The 19339-nt window shown below is 70.6% G+C and carries 16 protein-coding genes and 1 pseudogene; 12 read left to right on the top strand and 5 right to left on the bottom strand.

The features are described from left to right. Positions 1-103: 103 nt before the first annotated feature. The 4 genes from ABZ404_RS26390 to ABZ404_RS26375 all read left to right on the top strand — a co-directional run bounded on the left by ABZ404_RS26390 (position 104) and on the right by ABZ404_RS26375 (position 4026). Positions 104-1351 carry a helix-turn-helix domain-containing protein gene (locus ABZ404_RS26390; protein WP_358833802.1) on the top strand — a complete coding sequence of 416 codons (1248 nt, stop codon included), beginning with the start codon at positions 104-106 and terminating at the stop codon, positions 1349-1351. A 139-nt stretch (positions 1352-1490) separates the two neighbouring features. Further along, positions 1491-2342: an alpha/beta hydrolase gene (locus tag ABZ404_RS26385; protein WP_358833803.1), complete on the top strand. Its 852-nt coding sequence runs from the start codon at positions 1491-1493 to the stop codon at positions 2340-2342. A 41-nt stretch (positions 2343-2383) separates the two neighbouring features. Continuing rightward, positions 2384-3316 carry a helix-turn-helix domain-containing protein gene (locus tag ABZ404_RS26380; RefSeq protein ID WP_358833804.1) on the top strand — a complete coding sequence of 311 codons (933 nt, stop codon included), beginning with the start codon at positions 2384-2386 and terminating at the stop codon, positions 3314-3316. Next, positions 3313-4026: an alpha/beta hydrolase gene (locus tag ABZ404_RS26375; RefSeq protein ID WP_358833805.1), complete on the top strand. Its 714-nt coding sequence runs from the start codon at positions 3313-3315 to the stop codon at positions 4024-4026. The genes ABZ404_RS26380 and ABZ404_RS26375 overlap by 4 nt, the downstream gene beginning before the upstream one ends. A gap of 6 nt (positions 4027-4032) precedes the next feature. On the opposite strand, the gene ABZ404_RS26370 is transcribed toward ABZ404_RS26375, so the two are convergent. Both ABZ404_RS26370 and ABZ404_RS26365 read right to left on the bottom strand, forming a co-directional pair. After that, a complete protein-coding gene (locus tag ABZ404_RS26370) occupies positions 4033-6087 on the bottom strand; it encodes a dynamin family protein (RefSeq protein ID WP_358833806.1) in 2055 nt (684 codons plus the stop codon). 128 nt (positions 6088-6215) lie between these two features. After that, positions 6216-6640: pseudogene (locus ABZ404_RS26365) on the bottom strand (ABC transporter ATP-binding protein); the annotation flags it as partial. 118 nt (positions 6641-6758) lie between these two features. On the opposite strand from ABZ404_RS26365, the gene ABZ404_RS26360 reads away from it, so the two are divergent. Beyond that, on the top strand, positions 6759-7079 hold the full coding sequence (locus tag ABZ404_RS26360; RefSeq protein ID WP_358833807.1) for a hypothetical protein: 321 nt from the start codon (positions 6759-6761) through the stop codon (positions 7077-7079). Between the two features lie 101 nt (positions 7080-7180). Here ABZ404_RS26360 and ABZ404_RS26355 read toward each other — a convergent pair whose 3' ends face one another. Beyond that, a complete protein-coding gene (locus ABZ404_RS26355; protein WP_358833808.1) occupies positions 7181-8104 on the bottom strand; it encodes a GNAT family N-acetyltransferase in 924 nt (307 codons plus the stop codon). Positions 8105-8400: 296 nt separating this feature from the next. Beyond that, positions 8401-9321: a pentapeptide repeat-containing protein gene (locus ABZ404_RS26350; RefSeq protein ID WP_358833809.1), complete on the bottom strand. Its 921-nt coding sequence runs from the start codon at positions 9319-9321 to the stop codon at positions 8401-8403. 365 nt (positions 9322-9686) lie between these two features. Between ABZ404_RS26350 and ABZ404_RS26345 the strand changes: the two genes are divergently transcribed. From ABZ404_RS26345 to menC, 6 genes are all read left to right on the top strand, one after another. Further along, entirely contained in the window at positions 9687-10814 is a 1128-nt protein-coding gene (locus ABZ404_RS26345; RefSeq protein ID WP_358833810.1) for an isochorismate synthase, read from the top strand. A gap of 15 nt (positions 10815-10829) precedes the next feature. After that, a complete protein-coding gene (locus ABZ404_RS26340; protein WP_358833811.1) occupies positions 10830-12374 on the top strand; it encodes a glycoside hydrolase family 88 protein in 1545 nt (514 codons plus the stop codon). Beyond that, complete coding sequence (gene menD / locus ABZ404_RS26335) at positions 12371-14203, top strand: 2-succinyl-5-enolpyruvyl-6-hydroxy-3-cyclohexene-1-carboxylic-acid synthase (RefSeq protein ID WP_358833812.1); 1833 nt, start codon at positions 12371-12373, stop codon at positions 14201-14203. The genes ABZ404_RS26340 and menD overlap by 4 nt, the downstream gene beginning before the upstream one ends. 55 nt (positions 14204-14258) lie before the next feature. Beyond that, positions 14259-14942, top strand: coding sequence for an enoyl-CoA hydratase/isomerase family protein (locus tag ABZ404_RS26330; protein WP_358833813.1), 684 nt, complete (start codon positions 14259-14261; stop codon positions 14940-14942). Continuing rightward, positions 14933-15721, top strand: coding sequence for an SDR family NAD(P)-dependent oxidoreductase (locus ABZ404_RS26325; protein ID WP_358833814.1), 789 nt, complete (start codon positions 14933-14935; stop codon positions 15719-15721). The genes ABZ404_RS26330 and ABZ404_RS26325 overlap by 10 nt, the downstream gene beginning before the upstream one ends. Positions 15722-15806: 85 nt before the next feature. Continuing rightward, positions 15807-16919 carry an o-succinylbenzoate synthase gene (gene menC / locus ABZ404_RS26320; RefSeq protein WP_358833815.1) on the top strand — a complete coding sequence of 371 codons (1113 nt, stop codon included), beginning with the start codon at positions 15807-15809 and terminating at the stop codon, positions 16917-16919. Between the two features lie 79 nt (positions 16920-16998). On the opposite strand, the gene menE is transcribed toward menC, so the two are convergent. After that, positions 16999-18186 (bottom strand): o-succinylbenzoate--CoA ligase, encoded by a 1188-nt coding sequence (gene menE, locus ABZ404_RS26315; protein ID WP_358833816.1) that lies wholly within the window; start codon positions 18184-18186, stop codon positions 16999-17001. Between the two features lie 444 nt (positions 18187-18630). On the opposite strand from menE, the gene ABZ404_RS26310 reads away from it, so the two are divergent. After that, positions 18631-19230 carry an EF-hand domain-containing protein gene (locus ABZ404_RS26310; RefSeq protein ID WP_358833817.1) on the top strand — a complete coding sequence of 200 codons (600 nt, stop codon included), beginning with the start codon at positions 18631-18633 and terminating at the stop codon, positions 19228-19230. Positions 19231-19339 lie beyond the last annotated feature (109 nt).

Genomic DNA, 19339 nt, shown 5'->3' with positions numbered 1-19339 from the left:
TGGACGATTCGTGGGATGTGCCGGCGTCACCGCTTCCTCAAAATGATCAAGAACCGCGGAACGGAGAAGTCCGCGGGAACCCTGGTCGAAAGAGGAACAACGCATGACCGCACGGCTCGAGCGAGCCCGCCCCGGCAGCCCGGAGCTCCAGGCGCTTGTCGACGAGCTCGCGGAGCGGCTCGGCCGGTCCGTCGCCGTCGACGACCCGCTGGTCCGCATGATCTGCACGAGCCGCCACTTCGGCGACGAGGATCCGGTGCGCATCACCACCCTGTTGCAGGGCCGCGCCGACAACGCGGCCATCCGCCACGTCCTCGCCCAGGGCGTGACCCAGTGGTCCAGGCCCGGATTCATCGACGGCCGCGACGATCTCGGACTGCTTCCCCGCTACGTCGCGCCGCTGCGCCGGCGCGGGCACCTCCTCGGGCTGCTCGTGGTGGTCGCGCCCGAAAAGACGCTGCGGGAGCGGGAGATCGCTGCCATCGCGCAGGCCGCGGATGCCATGGCCGCCCAGATGTACGGGGAGCACGTCGCCGCCGACCACCGGAAGACGGACGAGCGGGACCTGGCCCTCGCACTCGTCGGTGGCGACGTCGCCGCACGCACCACCGCGCGTCGGCGCGGCCAGGAACTGGGGCTGCTCGGGGCGGCGGAGCACGTCCTGGTCACCGTGGCCCAGCTGAGCTGCGCGACCGAACTCGTGCGGCAGTCCGAGGCCGCCCTGGGGGCGGCGTTGGAAGGGTTCCGCCAGACACGCTCCGCTCAGGGACTCATCGCGATCGGCAAGGAGCGGGCGATCCTGCTCCAGCTCCGTGACCGGCCACCGGGCCCGGACGAGGTCGCCGCCCAGTCCGCGCGCATCCTCGCCGACCTGCGCACCTTCCTGGACCCGTCGGCGGACCCCGTGATCGGCGTCGGTGGCCGGCACGCCGGCCTGGACGACGCGTGGACGTCGTACGAACAGGCTCTCGTGGCGGCCCGCGCCGCTCGCAGGCTGCCCTCCCTGAACAGCGTCGGCGACTGGGAACTCCTGGGGGAACTCGCCGTGCTGCTGCAACTGCCCGAACACGCCCTGAACACGTCCCTGGTCCCCAAGCCGCTCCGCACCCTGAGCGAGGCTCATGGCGGCGACCGCCTGCGGGAGACGCTGCGGTGCTTCCTCGACCACGCGGGATCGATCCGCGGGACCGCGGACGCACTGGGCATCCACCGCACCTCGCTCTACTACCGCCTGCGCCAGATCCAGGAGATCACCGGACTGGACCTCGACAACGGAGCCCACCGGCTCACCCTGCACCTCGGCCTGCGGGTCGAGGAACTCCTCGACCCGGGCGCCGACCGCGCCGCCTGAACACGCCCTCGTTTCGACAAAGCGAGGAGGATACGCGGCCCGATTCCTACAGCGCGCGGTAGTGCGGGCGGCGAGCCCCATTCGATGATGTCCCGGACGGCGGGAACGGTATACACCGCCTCTGACCAGGGGAGAGGTCATGGAAGAACTGATCACGACGGATGGCGTACGGCTCGCCTACCAGGACAGCGGCGGCGACGGTGTGCCGCTGGTGATGCTGCACGGCTGGGGGCAGACGCAGGCGATGTTCCGCCACCAGACCGAGGGGCTGGCGCCCGGCCGTCGCGTCGTCACCGTCGACTTCCGCGGCCACGGGAAGTCCGGCAGACCGTCTCACGGATACCGCGTCGCCCGGCTCTCGCGCGACGTGCTCGAACTCGTCGACCACCTCGGCCTGGCCCGTTTCGACGCACTGGGGTGGTCCATGGGCGTCTCGGTGTGGTGGAGCTTCATCGACCAGTACGGGACCGGACGGATCCGGCGCTTCGTCGCCGTCGACCAGCCCGCAGCGGTCGCCGCCGTGCCCTGGATGACCGAGCGGGAACAGCGCGAGTGCGGTGCCATCTTCGACGTGTCGGGGCTGCTGTACCTGGGCGCGGCACTGGCGGGGCCGGAGGGCGACACGGTTCTCGCCGACTTCGTGCGCGGCATGTTCTCCGGCGAGCCCGACCCCGAGGTGCTGGCCTTCGTCGCCGAGGAGGTCAGGGCGACCCCCGCCTACGCGGGCGTACCGCTGCTGTTCGACCACTGCGCGCAGGACTGGCGGGACGTGCTGGCCCGGATCGATGTGCCGACCCTGGTGATCGGCTGCGAGGGAAGCCATGTGCACCCCGATTCACAGCGCTTCGTCGCTGAGCGGATTCCCGTCGCACGCCTGCACGTGTTCGCCTCCGACGTGGCGAGCTCGCACTTCCCCTTCCTGGAGAACGCGCCGGCCTTCAACGCGGTGGTGGAGAAGTTCCTGGCCGAGGAGCCGGCGACGGGGGCGTGAACCCCGTCCCGCTCCGCACCGACCCACGGCTAGGAACCCCCATGACCCCCACACTGATGCCACCCGCGCCCGAACAGGTATCCCGGCACGTGCCCGATCCGACTCCGCCCGCCTCCCGTTCGGGGTGGCTGGTCCAGATGCTTTCCGCCATGCCGGACACCGACGACCCCAACCACGTCTACCTCGGCGTCCACGTCCGTGGCTCCGTCACCGCCGTCCACGGGCGTGCCACGACCCTGCTGGAGCCGAACGACCTGGTCTTCTGCGACCCGGCCCGGCGACACCTCCTGCGGTTCGACGAGGACTGCCAGATGCTCTTCTTCCGGGTGCCCCGCTGCTATCTGGGCGTGACGGAGGCGGAACTGCACCAGGTGCTCGGCGTGCCCGTACGCGGCGGGGAGGGGATCGGAGCGCTGGCGTCCGACTTTCTGACCGCGCTCGCCGCCAGGGCCGAGGTGCGCCGGTCCACGATCGGGGACCGGCGTGCCCGCACGGCCGTGCACCTCCTTTCCGTCCTGGTCATGGAACTCCTCGAAGCGGACACGAAAGACGAGGCCGACGACGCGTCGGCGGCCGGCAAGGAGATGCTGTCCCGCATCCGCGCCCACATCGAAGAACACCTGATGGACCCGGACCTGTCCCCGGAGTCGATCGCGCGCGCCCACCACATCTCCGTCCGGTATCTGCAGAAACTCTTCCAGAACGACGGCAGTACGGTGAGCCACTGGATACGCCGGCGCAGGCTCGAATTCTGCCGGTTCGAGCTGGGCCGCTCCCACCGGAGAACCACCATGGCCGCGGTGGCGAACCGCTGGGGGTTCAGCAGCCCCTCGCACTTCAGCCGCACCTTCCGCGGCGCTTACGGCATGAGCCCCAGCCAATGGCAGGCGCTGGCGGCGTCGGCCTTCGCACCGGCCGACGCCGGTGCCCAGGACGGGCGCAGGAGCCCGATACGGAGAAGAGAACTCGCATGAGCAACCCCACCGTCGTTCTCGTGCACGGTGCCTTCGCCGACGCGACCGGCTGGATAGGCGTCATCTCGGAACTGCGCGGCAGCGGGATCCCCGTGATCGCCCCGTCGAACCCGCTGCGGGGCCTGGCGTCGGACGCCGCCTATCTCGCCTCGGTTCTGGCGCAGATCGAGGGGCCGGCCGTCCTCGTGGGCCATTCGTACGGCGGTGCGCTGATCACCGTGGCCGGCGTCGCGGAGAACGTCGTGGGGCTCGTCTACGTGGCCGCCTACGTGCCCCACGAGGGCGAGAGCCTCGGAGAGCTCGACGGCAGCTTCCCCGAGTCCTTGCTGTCCGGCAGCCTGAAGGAGTGGTCGTACCCGCTCCTGGACGGCGACTTCGGGGTCGAGGTCACCATCGAGCAGGCGGCCTACCCCGGCGTCTTCGCGGCGGACGTGCCCGAGGACGTGGCCGGCGTCCTGGCGACAACCCAACGCCCCCTCGCCGCAGCCGCGTTCACCGAGGGCGCGTCGGCGGCGGCGTGGCGCACGAAACCGTCCTGGGCCCTGGTGGCCGGGGCGGACCGCGCGATCAGCCCCGAGGTCCAGCGCTTCGGCGCCGCACGGGCGGGAGCGGTCGTCGTCGAACTCCCGCACGCCTCCCACGCGGTGGTCCTGTCCGAGCCCACACGGGTCGCCGCTCTGATCAGGGACGCCGTACGGGCGACGAGCTGACCGAGGTCATCGCCCCATGAGGGCGTCGCTTCTCAGGGCGTCGCGCAGGTCCTGCAACCCGGTGACGAGGGCCAGACCGGTTTGGTTGATGGGGGAGAGGCGGTCGATGACGGCGCGGCTGCGGACGGTGTCCTCCGCGTTGATGCGTTCCATGATCTGCGCCAAGGTCGACTTCAGCCGGGCCTGGTGTTGCAGGTGATGGTGCTCGACCGCGTCGATCAGGAGCCGGCCCTGGCTCTGGGCGACGCTGTCGAACGCGCTCCGGGCCTGCTTCACCTGTTCATCGATCATGTCCTTGCGCTCCTGGCGCGCCTTTTGGATCTTGGACTCGCGGTCCTTCAGGACGTCGGTGACTTTGGCGATGGCGATGGCGGTGAGGACGGCCGCTCCCGCCGGGACCGCGATGGTGGCGAGACTGAGGCTGGTCGTGAGCCACACGGCGCCGGCGGCGATGGGGCTGGCGACCCCGAGGGTGTTCGCCGCGGCCTGCACCAGCCCGTACGCCGTCAGGGGCTGGCGGCTATCGGTGTGCATGGGGAAGTAACTCGTGTCGAGCGGTTCGGGAGAGACCAGCTGGGCGCCGGTGTCCACTCCGAGATCCGCCCGGATCAACTGCCGGGCGGACGCGTCGAGCGTCTCCAGCTCGCTCGCCCACAAGGTGGCCGGGCCCGTGGGTGACGTCATCCATTGGCTGAACAGCTGGACCTGGAGCACATCGACCTCATTGGCGTGCTCCGCGCTCAGGTTGCCCCGGTCGATCAGGGGGTCCAGTTGCTGGTGCAGTTCCTCGGACAAGCGGGCGAACGGTCCGCGCGCCGTGCGGATCCTGCGTTGCAGCTCGCGCCCGAGGTCGGTGCGGATGTGATCCAGGGCGCGCTCAGCGCCCCCGATGCGGCGGCGCAGGCTCTGCTGCTGGACCTCCAGGTCCTCCACGGCCAGCTGGTGGGTGTCGAGCATGTCGGCGAGCTGGCGCTGGCGGCGGCGTACGAGCCAGCGGGCCTCGTCGGCGACCTGGCGCAGATGCGTGTGTCCGGCGCCGGACTCCATCAGACCGCGCAGGTGATCGCGCAGGGTTTCCATGCCGCTGAGCCGCGCGAGGGTGCCCCCGTCGTTGCCCTGGGCGTTCTGGAACTCCGCCTCGGCTTCCCAGGCGGCCGACACCGGCAGGAATCCGTCTCCGATGAACTGTCCGCCCGGGGCGCCGAAATGCGTACGGAGGTAGGCGTTGTTCGTGGTCAGCACACTCTTCCAGGCGGCCTGCCCCTGTTCGCGCTGGGTCGCCAGGTCGATCCCCGTCAGGACCCACAACACCTTCTTGTTCGCATTGCTCTGCATGTGGTGGGCGTACAGGTCCCGGATGAGCTGCAACTCGTTCGCGGTGAGGGCCGAGGTCGCGTGACTGACGTAGACGAAGCAGTCGGCCCGGGCCCAGGCTTCCCGCATGATGATCTCGTGCTCTTCGATCGGCGACTCCGAGCCCGGCAGGTCGAAGAGCCTGACCGGGAGCCGGGCATGGGAGATGAGTACCTCGATCGACTCCACACGGCGGTTGATGTGCTCGCGGCGCCGGTTGGTCACATCGCCGTCCACCGCCCCGTACGCGCTGACCACCGCGGGCGGCAGGTCCGTACCGATGTCTTCCGCCCGGCCGTCGGTGAACCGCACACGCAGCGTTGCCCGGCCCGGGACCTGGTCGAGGGAATCCTCTTCCACCGGGATCACCGTGCACGGGCACGCTGTGGTCGGGCGTGCCGAGGACGGAAGGACCCCCAGGAACTCCGCCGAGGGCATGCCGTCCTCGTCGGTGATCGGGATGTACTCAAGGCCGCCCTGCAAACCGCTGATCAGGAAGCTTTTTCCCGAGGACTGCCGTCCCAGCAGAGCCACGTTGAGCATGGACGACAGCACGCGTGTACGGAGGGCTTCCAGCCGTGCGGCGTCGTCGGTGAGCCCGTCCGCGTCGGCGAGGAGGTCACGCACCCCTTCCTCGTCGCACAACCAGCGCTCGCACCGGCTCAACAGGTGCTTCAGTTCGTCCCGGGCTTCCTCGACGGGCATCATGCTGTACTTCTACCGCAGGACGCCGCCGCGCATCTGCGAAACCAGTCGAAGCAGCACCATCGGGCGGGGATACGGCATCCGGTGATCACGCGCGACCGACTGCCCTCCCAGGGGACCGCTCCACTCCGTCAGCGTGCCCGCTCCACGCGGCGCTCGTCCCACACCGCTCAGGCGTCTCGCGTACCCGGCCGTCGCTGCCGAACACCAGGTAGCGGTCGAAGGACCGGGCGAACCAACGGTCGTGGGTGACCGCCAGGACCGTCCCCTCGTACGCCTCCAACCCCTCCTGCAGGGCCTCCGCCGACTCCAGGTCCAGGTTGTCGGTCGGCTCCCGGGCCAGCAGCTCCCGGTCGTGCGAGACGAACAGCCCGGTCTTGCCGGTCTCGCCGAGGCGCTCCTCCAGCCACCGTTTGCCCGGGACGTCCAGGTAGTTGTCGGGCTCGTCCAGCAGGAGCACCTGGTCGGGACCGCGCAGCAGCGCCTCCAGGACGAGCCGCTTCTGCTCACCGCCGGAGAGCGTGCGGATCTGACGCCACTGCGCCTTCTCGTACGGCAATCATTTATGTGGCGGTCGACTCGTCCGGGGCGATCCAGGGAACCGTCGCCACCGGGCCCAAGAAGGGCGACGGATCCAGGGAACCGTCGCCACCGGGCCCAAGAAGGGCGACCCGGTGAAGCTCATGCCGCTGTGCGCCAAGTCGCCCGAAGCGTTCGGCTTCATGCTCGACGAGATCCCCCGCCTCTTCGGCAACCTGGGCCGGAAGCTCTACACACATCTTCCGGCGTCTCCCGCGACCACTGCTCTCATGCAAGGGGGCGGATGGCGGCTCGAAGGGCTGATGCCCGCTGCCTACCATCCGGATCTGGTTCCGAGGCAGGAGGAGGTCCTCGCCACGCTCCGCGCCGCCCTGGGTGTGCGGGAGGGACGGGACTGCCTGGCAAAGGGAAATCCCCATTGCGACATGACAGATCCGAAGCCAGCCGTGAGGTGACACATCATCAGTGACGCCGGCCCGGAGCGCTACGAGCGGATCGCGGCACGGTGGCGTGAGGCGTTCGGGGCCCGTTCGCGTGCGACCGCCTCTACGGGCTTTCACACTTCGAGCCGCAACTCCCAGGTGTCCACCGCGTAGTGCACGCCCATGCCGTGGGACTCGTACAGCCGCAGCGCTCCCGTCACGTTTTCCGTGTCGACGCCCAGGCCGACCGTGTCGCGGCCGCGCCGCGCGTACACGGCGAAGGCATGGCGCAGCAGGTAGCTGCCGAGCCCGCGGCCGCGGGCCTGTTCCAGGACGCCCAGGGTGCGGATCCAGCCCATGCCCTCGCGGTCGTCGCGGGTGATCAGGACCGCCGCGTCCCCGATGCCGTCGACGGCCGCGATCCACACAAGGGACCAGTCCGTACCGGTGTGTGGGGCGATCCGGCCCAGCCACTCCTCGTACCCCTGCGGGCGGAAGTCGAAGTGGCGGGCGAAGGTCTCCTGGTGCAGGCGGTGGGCGGTGCGGCGGTCGGTCTCGTCGGCGCAGGGGCGCAGCCGCACCCCGACGGGCGGCTCCGGGACCGGGTCGTTGTCCGGGGAGACCGGGCGGGTCAGCACGTGGTACCGGCGCACCGTGCGCCAGCCGCGCCCGGCGAGCAGCGCGGTGTCGAGGGTGGGGGCCGCGTTGAGGTGCAGGTGAAGGACGGCCTCACGTGCTCCCGCCTCCCCGGCGAGCTCGCGTGAGCGGGCCTCGGCCAGGTCCAGCAGGTGCAGGCCCGCGTCCTGGTGGTCGGGCAGCACGTAGTGGTCGATGTCGACAGCCCCGTCCGCGCTCACGTCGAGGACCGCCGCGTACGCCACGGTGCGCCCGGCCTCGACGGCCACCCACGCCTCGCGCGCTTTTGCGAGGTCCTCCTCGACCTCCTTCAGCGCGGTCTCGGGCGCACCGATCTCGATCTCGTCGACCGCGTTCAGCAGTGCACATACTGCGGGCGCGTCCTCAATCGTCGCGGCCCTGATCCGACCCCCGTCATCCATCCGCCCACTGTCGGCGCCAGTCGGCCCGCGCCGCAAGGCGTTTACCCGCCCCCACCGGTGAACGGGTGCCTGGCGCGCCGGGCGCTTGCAGGCGGACGGTCGAGAAGGGACGCCGGCCGGAACCGGATGTCGTCGACCGGTTGTTGGGGCCGTCCGAAGTGTTGTCGGTCCCACAGGCCGCAGCCGAGGGGCAGCGTTCGAGGTGATGGCCGCTGACCGGGATCCTTACGGCGGGGGGACGGTTTCCAGGCAGCTAGGCAGCTAGGCAGCTAGGCAGCTAGGCGGCCAGGCGGCACTCACGGTGCTGCCCGAACCGTTCGCGCCACCGCGTCGGGCAGCTTCGTCGCGCTGTCGAGTACCGCCTCGGCGAGTTGCGGCGCCGTCAGGCCGACGGCCGTTGAAAGGTCCGCGTCCACGAGGCGGGTGCCCGCGAAGCAAACGCCCTTCATGGTTGCGCCGCGCAGGTCCGTGCCCCTGACGACGGCGCGTTCCAGATGCGCGCCTTCGAGCCACGCGCCGGTGAGGCAGGAATCGCGCAGCCAGCCCTCCTCCAGATGGGCGCCGGTCAGATCGGCCTTCTCCAGGTGGGCACCGCCGAGGCGGACGCGCTCCAGCCGGGCGTTCTGGAGGTCCGCTCCGCGCAGATCCGTACGCCGCAGGTCGATACGGAACGGCTCCGCCACTTGTGGGCGTCTGCCCAGGACGGTCAGCGCTGCCTGGACGGACTCCTCCGGCCGTGCCCGGTCGGACAGCCGCGCGTGAGGCGGTACCGGTACCTGTTCGCGGATGAACGCGGCCAGCACCTCGACCACTGTGGGGTGGTCCTTGACGGAGTCCCGCATGATCCGCTCCAGCGCGTAGATACCGCCGAGCCGCTCGACGGTACGTTCCGAGGCGAGGAGTTTGATGGCTTCCACGTAGCGGCCGGTGACCTGGCCGTCGCGGGCTATCTCGGCCTGCTCGTGGTCGCGTTCGCGGGTGTGGCGCAGCGTGCGGTCGGTGTAGTAGAGGCCTGCCCCTGCGACCGCGCCGGCGCCCAGAGCGACCAATGTCGTACGGAATCCTGTGACCACCACGCCGTCGGCGGGCTGGAGGTCACGGGTGCGCAGCCGATCGCCGTCCAGCCACCAGGGCCCCTGCCACAGCAGCAGGGCATAGCCGACGAAGACGACAGCCAGCAGCACCAGGACCACGGCGCGCCTCCGGCTCCCTTTCATACGCGAAAGCATGTCCCTGCGGCCGGGACGGCATGCCTGCCGAGCCTTCCGACCAAACGGCACATCGTCACGCGATGCGGCGGCACCCGCCTCAGCGGCACCCCTCGCGGAGGGCACGCGTATCTGCCCAATCTGCGCCGCGAGGCTTCCCGTGGAATTCCTTTCTAGAACCAGCCTCTAGCTGGTCACGCCCCCAAGAACCCTCGACGCACCGGATCACCGACATCTCGCGTGGCGCGAATTCGCCCTTGACTTCGTCGCGACAACGCGGTCACGCTCGACCCGGTGTTCGCTGTGGCCGATGAGTCTCACTGACCGGCAAGGACGGCCGCATCGCATTTTTCGGCTCACCTACGGGGGTTGTTGTGCCGAGCTTATCCGACGCTGCCCGCGCAGCGATTCAATTCACCACCGACCAGCGCATTCTCTTCTCTTCGCCAGAGCTTTCCCTGCTCGGAGTCGAGCAGGTGGCAGACTACGCCGTCCTTCCGAGCCAGGGCGTTTGCGATCTCTTACGGGACGGCGACGGGGTCGGCTTCATCGCATTCCCCTTCCGGCGCGGCGAACCCGTCCGGCTCGCCGTCCCCGAACGTACTCTGCGCCTGGCACCAGGCTGCGACCACCGTGCGCTCCTCAATTCCCTGGGGCCTCCGCCGCAGATCAACCGGGCAGCGCGGTCCTATGCGTTACGGCCGGTCGAGCAGCCCGAGGAGTGGTGCGGGAACGTCGCCGACGTGGCCGGTGCCGTACGGCGGGGAGAGCTGCGCAAGGCGGTGCTCGCCCGGCGGGTGGTGGTCATGAGCGACACCGTCATCCAACCGACGCAGGTCCTCGGACGGCTGGCGCAGACCTTCCCCGGCGCCTATCTCTTCTCCGCGTTCGGCCTGGTCGGAGCCAGTCCCGAGCTGCTGCTCTCCAAGCAGGGGCGGTACGTGGAGTCGAAGGCCCTGGCCGGCACCGTCCGCCGCGGCGGTGACGACGCCTCGGACCGCGAGCTCGCCCGCTGGCTCGTGGAGTCACCCAAGAACCAGCAGGAACACCGCATTCTGCGCGACATGGTGCTCGACACGCTCGCACCCCACGCGGTCAACGTACGCGTGGAGAAGGAACCGCAGATCCTCAAACTCGCCAATGTGCAGCACCTCATGACCCATCTGACGGTCGAACTCAAACCGGACCACCCGTCTTTTCTGGAGTTGGCGGATGCCCTGCATCCGACACCGGCTGTCTGCGGCTGGCCGCGCGACGCCGCGTACGAAATGATCGACCGGGTCGAGGATTGGGATCGCGGCCTCTACGGCGGGGCGCTGGGATGGGTGGACGCACAGGACAACGGTTGTTTGTGCGTGACGATTCGGTGCGCCGAATTGGACGGAGCGAACGCTACGGTCTTCGCCGGGAGCGGAATCGTGGCCGACTCCGATCCAGCCGAAGAGCTGGCGGAGACCCGCGCGAAACTCGACGCCCTTCTGCCCGCTCTCATCGCGCCCTGACCGGAGGTGTGCGTCATGGCATCGACCATTGCCGAATTCTCCGGCGTACACGCGCCGGATATCCCGTTCCCGGCCGATAAGCGCACCCCTCTGGACTGGTCCGTCGCTCCCGTCGCGACGCATTCCCAAGGCGGCCCCACCCTGCTGGAGCCGACCCTGCTGGAGCGGCCCCCGCTGGAGCCGCCCCAGCGGGCGGCAGCCGCAACCGGGCGTCTGCGGCTGTTCGTCGCCTGTGACCTGCGAGGAGCCGTGCGCCTGCACGCACACTCCGCCAAGACGCACCAGCGGCTCACGACGTACGACATCCGCTACCCCGACTGCCACCAGCCCTACGACGCGCCCCTGGACCGGGACGCGACACGGCTCGCCCTGGCTGAGGGGGTGTCGCTCAGCCTGTCCGAACCGCCTCCTGACGACAGTGACTTCACCGACGGACCTCCGACACTGTGGATATTCGCGGGCCCGAAGGCACCCCCGGAGCGCCGTCCCGTACTGCTCCTCGACGGCCTCGGCGGTCTCGGCGGTGCCACGTCGGCTCCGACCCCGGCCGCAGACGCAGCAGACCGCGCGGCCGCGCTCCACCGCACCCTCACCGGGATCGGCAGCCTGCAGCCGTTCGGCTGGATGGAGGGGTGTGTACTCGATGCGCTGTATGACCTGACCGTCACGTTTCCCGGTGACGGCCGTGCGCGCACCGCACTCGCGGACCATCTGGCCGTCTACTTCCCCGACGGCACCCTGCGGTACGAGGATCCGCGCGGGCGTCCGGCCGATGACCGCCTCTACGGCATCGAGGCCACACTCCCGTACGCAGTCCTCGCCAAGCTCGATCCCCGCAATCCCGCTCGGGAGCGGGCCGTCGAGGCCTGGCGGGTCCGGGCCGACGACGAGGGTTGCGTCAAGGACGCACCGACGACCGCCGAAGGCTCGTACACCGTCGCCTATCCCATGGCGGCCATCGCGGCGACGGCCGATCCCTCCCTGCGCGAGCCGGCCCTACGGCAACTGCGGCTGCGGCGCGCCAGGTTGTGCACAGGAGACGATCTGCATCTGCGCCTGCTCCCGGACGGCACCCACCTCTACCGCAACTGGGCCCGCGCCTACGCCTGGTACCTGCTGGGCCTGGTGCGGACGCTGACGGAGCTCGGCGAGGGGGCCGATACCGCCGGGCTGTGGGACGAGGCCCGGCGGGTCGCCGCCCTCGCCCTGTCCCGGCGCAACGCCGCGGGCATCTGGGACAGCTACCTCGGCGAGCCGGAGACCGGCGCCGAGACCTGCGGATCCGCGGGCATCGCCGCGGCCCTGGCCCTGGGCACCGAGCAGGGTCAGTTCGAGGCGCGCCGCGAGGGTGCGGCGGCGCTGCGGGCGTGGGAGGTGCTGGCCGGGGATCATCTCACCGAGGACGGCTGGCTGTCGGGCGGTTCACCGTCGAACAAGGGCGGGGAGGAGTTGCAGCGCAGTGGCTACCGCATGCTCTCCGGGGTCGGCAACGGCCTGATGGGGCAGCTCGGCGCCGCACTGGTGCGGCTCGGCACCGTCAAGGACTGGACCCGGCCATGAAGACTCCCCAGACCGCTTCCGAGGGCCGTGCGGGGCTCCGGCGGAGCGCCACCGAGCAGTCGGCCGACAGCGCGAGCGCGTCCCGCGCGGCGGCGGACGCCGGACGCGTCCAGGCCACCTTCGCCGCCACCCTGGTCGACGAGTGGGCACGGTTCGGGGTCACCGACGCGGTGATCTCCCCCGGTTCCCGTTCGACACCGCTCGCGCTGGCCCTCGCCGCCGACGGCAGGCTGCGGCTGCACATCCGGCTCGACGAGCGCTCGGCGGGGTTCTTCGCCCTGGGCATCGCCCGCCGCACCGGGCGGGTCACGCTGGTCGTGACGACCAGCGGTACGGCGGCCGCCGAGCTGCACCCGGCCGTCGCCGAGGCCGACCTCGGCGGTGTGGCGCTGCTGGTGTGCACGGCGGACCGGCCGCCGGAGCTCCAACAGGTGGCTGCTCCGCAGACGATGAGGCAGCCGGGCCTGTACGGATCCGCCGTACGCTGGGCGGCCGAAGCCGGGGTGCCCGAGCCGGACCAGGGGGTGTTCTGGCGGTCGCTGGCCGCGAGGGCGGTCGCCGAAGCCGCCTACGGTCCCGTGGGGCCCGGCCCGGTCCATCTCAACCTCGCCTTCCGCGATCCCCTCGTCGCGGAGCCGGGACCACTCCCGCCTGCCCGGGCCCACGGGCCGTGGCACCGTGTCGTACGCGGTGTGCGTGCCCCGTCCCCGGAGGCCGTCAGCGATCTGGCGGGGCGGGCCGGGCAGCGCGGTGTCATCGTCGCGGGCAGCGGCGCGGGCGACCCGGAGGCGATCCGGGCGCTGGCGGACGCGCTCGGCTGGCCGGTGCTCGCCGACCCGCGCTCGGGCGCCCGTACACCCCACTCCACCACCGTGGCCGCGGCCGACGCCATCCTGCGTGCTCCCGCCGCCCGCGACCGGCTGCGTCCGTCGGCCGTGCTCCACCTGGGCGAGCGCTGGGCCTCGCGCGTCATGGCCGAGTGGCTCGCCCATCCGGCCATCGAGCACCTGACCGTCGACCCCGACTGGCGGTGGCGGGATCCGCAGCGCAGGGCCGACACGGTGTTGTGCGCCGACCCGACCGCGCTCTGCCGCGCCGCCGCCGAGGCCGTGCCGCACCCCGTCCCGTCCGGCTGGCGTGATGCCTGGGCCGACGCCGAGGCTGCCGCACAGCAAGCCCTGGACGCCGTCCTCAACAGCTACAGCGACTGGACCGAGCCACGCGTGGCGCGCCAACTGTGGTCGGCCCTGCCGCCGCACACGGCCCTGGTCGTCGGATCGTCGATGCCGATCCGCCACCTGGAATGGTTCACCGCGCCCCGGCACCGGCCGCCGACCGTCCTGTCCAACCGAGGTGTCAACGGCATCGACGGTGTCGTCTCCACCGCGCTCGGCGCGGCGGCGGCAACCACTGACCCCGTGGTCGCACTGATCGGGGACCTCACCTTCCTGCATGACGCCGGTGCCCTGCTCGGCGCGGCGGACGCCGGGCTCAGCTGCACGTTCGTCGTGGTCGACAACAACGGCGGCGGCATCTTCTCGTTCCTCCCACCCGCCCGGCGGCTGCCCCCAGCCACCTTCGAGGCGCTCTTCGGCACGCCGCAGTCCGCCGACATACCCGCCATCGCGGCCGCGTACGGCGTCACCGTCCGCTCCGCCGGCGACCACCGTCAGCTGGACGCGGTCCTGGCCGAACTCGTCGAAAAACAAGGGGTGTCGGTGATCCACGTCCGCACCGACCGGGAGGCGAACGTCACCGTGCACGAGCGTGTCCACGCGGCCGTGGCCGAAGCGGTCGACGCCGTCCTCGAAGGCGAACGGCTCGGGTGACCGCGTGATCCAGGTTGTGGATGTTGTCGATGGGGTCGATGGTTTGGTGCTGGGCGTGCGGGTCCTCCTGCTCGACCGCCCCGAGTCCCGCAACGCACTGACGACGTCGATGGCCGGGCTGGTCGCCGACGCCGTGGCGGACGCGGCAGCGGACTCCGGCGTACGCGCCCTGGTCATCGCCACCACCGGAGAGGACTTCGGCGTGGGTGCGGACCGGCACGAACAACTGGACGCGGCCGGGCGGGCGCGCAGGATGCGGGCCTTCTCCCGGCTGCACCAGGCGGTGACCGCCGCGCCGAAGCCGGTCGTCGCGGCCGTCGAGGGGCGGTGCGTCGCCGTCGCGGCGGAGCTGGCGGCGGCGTGCGACATCCGGGTCGGCGCCGAAGGCAGCTCCTTCCGCTTCCCGGGCGCCGAGATGGGCATCCCCATCGGAGCCGCCCGGCTGGTGGGTGTCGTCGGACCGGCGGCCGCCAGGGACATCCTCCTGACGTCCCGTTGGGTACCGGCCGACGAGGCGCTCCGCGTCGGCCTGCTGCAGCGCCTGGTCCCACGGGGCGAGGCACGCGCGGCCGCTGTCGAGGTGGCCGCGCAGACCGCTCGCGCGGACCCGTCCACCTCCGCATACCTGAAGCGCCAACTACAGGCACAGGGCGGGGACGTGGAGCGCATGGAATTCGAGCGACGCACGCTGGACGCCTTTTTCGGACCGGGGGAGGGGCAGGACGGGACATGCGACTGACCGGCATCGCGGGGACCACCGCCCTCATCACCGGCGCGGTCGGCGGCATCGGCTCAGCCATCGCCTCCTGCCTGGCCACGGCGGGAGCGTCCGTGGTGGCGGCCGACATCGACGACACGGGTGCCACCGCACTGGCGCGGTCGCTGCGCGGCCAGGGCGCATCGGCTCTCGGGATGCGTCTGGACGTCACCGACACCGCCGAGGTGGAACGGGTCGTGGAGACGGTCGAGCGTACGGTCGGCCCGATCGGCGTTCTGGTCAACGCGGCGGGGGTGCTGGGCCGGGTCGCCGCGCTCACCGCGTACGACGACGCGGAGTGGGAACGGGTCTTCGCCGTCAACGCCCACGGACCGTTCAACTGCATGCGAGCGGTGGGGCGGCGCATGGCTGACCGCCGCGCGGGCCGCATCATCACCATCGGGTCGAACAGCGCCACCATCGTCAAGACCGGCCAGGGGCTGTACGGCGCCTCCAAGGCCGCGGCCCACTACCTCACCAACTGCCTGGGCCTGGAACTCGCCGGGCTCGGAGTGCGCTGCGTCGTCGTGGCGCCGGGCACCACCGAGACCGCGATGTCCCGCGCCAACTGGCATGTCTCCGGGCGCCGCGAGGCACTGCTGCACGGGGAGCCGGACCGCTATCGCGTCGGCATCCCGCGCGGGCGGTTCGCGGATCCGGAGGAGATCGCCTCCGTCGTGGGGTTCCTCGCCTCCGACCAGGCGGCACACCTCACGGTCACCACGGTGACGGTGGACGGGGGTTCGTCCCTCAGACCATGAGACAGCCTGCGACCCCGACACGTACCACCCGACACCTACCGCCCGACACCAGACATCTGTCACCCCACCAAGCGGGAGTATCCGCATGCGCGTCGACCGGATCGATCTGTACGTCATCGAGCTGCGCCTCAACCATGCCTTCCGAGCCAGCACCCACGGCGCCGGCACACTGCGCCACGTGGTGGTGCGAGCGAGTGCCGAGGGGTTGGTGGGCTGGGGAGAAGCGCCGACGCCCGTGGACCCGTACTACACGGGTGAGACCACGGACACGGTGTGGTCCGTCATGCACGACTTCCTCGCGCCCGCAGTCCTGGGACGTGTCTGGGACACCATCGAGGAGTTCGTCGCGCTGTACTCCCGGGTCAAGGCCAACAACTTCGCCCGCAGCGGCATCGAGATGGCCGCCTGGAACCTGCTGGCCGCCGCGACCGGCCGTCCGCTGCCCGACCTCCTCGGCGGCGCCGCCCGCAGTACCGTGGAATCGGGCGTCAGCCTGGGTATGGACCGTGATCTCGGGCGGCTGTGCGACACCGTCCAGCGCCACGTGGACCAGGGCTACCGCCGGGTGAAGCTCAAGATCGGCGTCGGCGCGGACGTGAGCGTGCTGGAGGCGGTACGCGAACGGTTCCCCACCCTGCCGCTGATGGTCGACGCGAACTGCGCCTATACCCTCCAGGACGTCCCCCACCTCCAGGTACTCGACGCCTTCGACCTGATGATGATCGAACAGCCCCTCGCCTGGGACGACTTGACGGACCACGCCGTACTGCAACAGAACCTGCGCACACCGCTCTGTCTCGACGAGAGCCTCAACTCCGCGAAGCGGACGCGCCGGGCCCTGAAACTCGGCAGTTGCCGGGTCGTCAACATCAAACCGGTCCGGCTGGGCGGCTTGCTGGAGGCCAAGCTGGCTCACGACGCCTGTCTGGCGGCCGGGACGCCGGTCTGGTGCGGTGGCATGCACGATTTCGGGGTCAGTCGCGCGGCCAACATCGCGCTGTCCTCGCTGCCCGGCTTCACCCTGCCCGGCGACAACTCCGGCTCGGACAAGTACTTCGACCGGGACATCGTCACCCCCGAGACCCGGGCCAAGGACGGTTTGATCGACGTCCCCGATCAACCTGTCCCGTACGAGGTCGACATGGGTTTCTTGGCGGCGCACACACGGAGGCACGCGCGGCTGACGGCAGACGGTTGATCGAGGAGGGGTTTGACGATGCGGTGATCGTGGAGGGGGCCGACATCTGGCCATGGAGAGGAGTATCGGCGGAGCGCGGTCAGAGACGGCCGCCGCCGTCTTCGAAGAGCTCCCGGACGGCCCTCCGGTCCGGCTTCCCCACCCCCCGCAGGGGCAGCTCGGCCAGCACGCGTACGGCCTTCGGCGCGGCCGCGGCCCCTAGCCGTGCCCGTACCGCACCCGCCAGTTCATCCTCTGCGCCCGCCCCGAGGGCACCCGGCTCCTCGGGCACGACGGCCGCGGCCACGATCTGCCCCCAGTGGCCGTCGGCCAGGCCCACGACGCAGGCGTCGCCCACCCCGGGCTGCTCGCGCAGGACCGCTTCCACCACTGACGGGGAAACCTTCACCCCGCCCGTGATGACCACGTCGTCGGCCCTGCCGAGCACGTCCAGATGGCCGTCCGCACGCCACCGGCCGAGGTCGTCCGTACGGAACCAGCCGTCCGAGAAGGCCCGTGCCGTCAGCTCCGGCTCGCCCAGATATCCGGAGGCCAAAGTCGGTCCGCCGAGGAGTATCGTCCCTCGATTGTCCCCTTCTGCGGGGCCTTCGGCGCCGGCGTGCCGCAGATCGTCGACGACCCGCACGCGTACACCGTCGAGTGGCACCCCGTCGTAGACACACCCTCCGGCGGTCTCGCTCATGCCGTACGTGGTCACTACCCGCACCCCGGCCTCCCGGGCGCGGTCGACGAGCTCGGGCGGCACGCCGGCGCCGCCCAGCAGAACCGCGTCGAAGGCACCCAGGGCGTCGACGGCCGCCCCGCCCGCTCGTAACAGACGTACGAGCTGGGTGGGCACGAGGGCGGTGTACCGGCAGTCGGCCGCACGGAAACGCTCGGCGCGGAACCCGCCGCGCGAATCGTGGACGACAGGTGCGCTTCCCGCCAGCAGCGACCTCACCACCACCTGCAGTCCCGCGACATGGTAGGACGGCAACGCCAGCAGCCAACGTCCCGGCCCGCCCAGCCTGGTGTGCGTCGCCTGCGCGGACGCGCGCAAGGCGTCGGCCGACAGCAGCACGCCTTTGGGGTGGCTCGTCGAGCCGGACGTCCCGACGACGGCCGCCGTTCCGTCGGGCACAGCGGCGGTGACGTCGAACGACGGTGGCGCGGCAGCGGCCGCCACGGGCAGGACCGCCGGACCGTCGCCCTCCAACGCGGCGCCGACCGCCGCGACCAAGGCCGCCGCCGACTCCGGCGACCCGTCACAAGGCAGTGTCACCAACATGCTCGCCGCCCCCACTCGTCGAGCGCCCGAGGTACGCCCCCGGGCCTACCGTACGTGCCGCAGGTCCTGCCACCACCAGTCTAACGGCCCTATGAAATACGGGAGTTGACGGTACGGATGGCACTGTTCAGGATAAGACTTTCGCTTGAGAATACGAGAATATTAATGCCGAGAAGACCGGAAGTGGTGGGCGTCGATGGGTTTACTGATCGCCCTGATTTGGCGGCTGACCGTTGATGAGCCGTTGGGCATCGCCAGTGATCGGTTGGTGTGGCCTCTTCGTCCGAGTGTGACGGATCAGCGCTGGCCGGAGGTGCCTTAAAGCCAAGTTAAGCGCACTGTCACGTTAGCTGTGCGCATCCCGTGTCGCGTCGCCTAATTTCGTAAGTGCGTGTCCGGGACCAATGTCCGGCCCGGAATTCCTCGGCACAGGGAGGCCAATCAATGAGCCCTCAGGACGTCGCCCAGCTCCTCGACCGCAAGCTCGACGTGTGCTTCGGACACGGCGATCAGAACGGCGACGGTGTCCTCGAAAGCGCCGACGCTCTGGCGCTGGCGGCCCGGATCGTCGCGTATATCGGCGAGCCGTTCGGCTCCGACAAGGCACAGGCTCTCTTCAAGGCGTTCGGGCTGTTCTGGCAGCACGTCAGCGCGGCCGTCGACTTCAACCAGGACGGCCGGATCACCCCGCTGGAATGGCGGACGGGGCTGCGCCGCGCGTTCGCTGAGGACGAGGCCGGCTTCACCGAAGGGTTCCGGCCGCTGGCCGAAGCCCTGTGGTCGATCTGTGACCGGGACGACGACGGGACGGTGGACGCAGGGGAGTTCGCCTGCTTCCAGAAGGCGTTCGGCACCTCCGCGGAGAACAGCCGGATCGCCTTCGAGAAGCTCGACCGCGACGGCGACGGCAGCCTGTCCGTCGATGAACTGCTGTCCGCCTGGAAGGAGTACTACACCAGCCCGGACCCGGACGCCCCGGGCAACTGGCTGTTCGGCGACATCTGGCAGAAGGACATCTGGGAGGGCACGCGCGTCAAGCTCTGACGCCGCCCTGTTCGGGCCGACCGCACCGCAGCCCATGCGGTCGGCCGGCCCGTGGGTACGGTCCACGCCCCCTGGACGTCCGATACCAGTCGGTTCACGCGACCCGTCG

The organism is Streptomyces sp. NPDC005878 (genome assembly GCF_040629815.1).
Taxonomy (GTDB): Bacteria; Actinomycetota; Actinomycetes; order Streptomycetales; family Streptomycetaceae; genus Streptomyces.
Note: the sequence above shows the minus strand (reverse complement) of the source record. Positions and strands in the feature narration are given on the sequence as shown.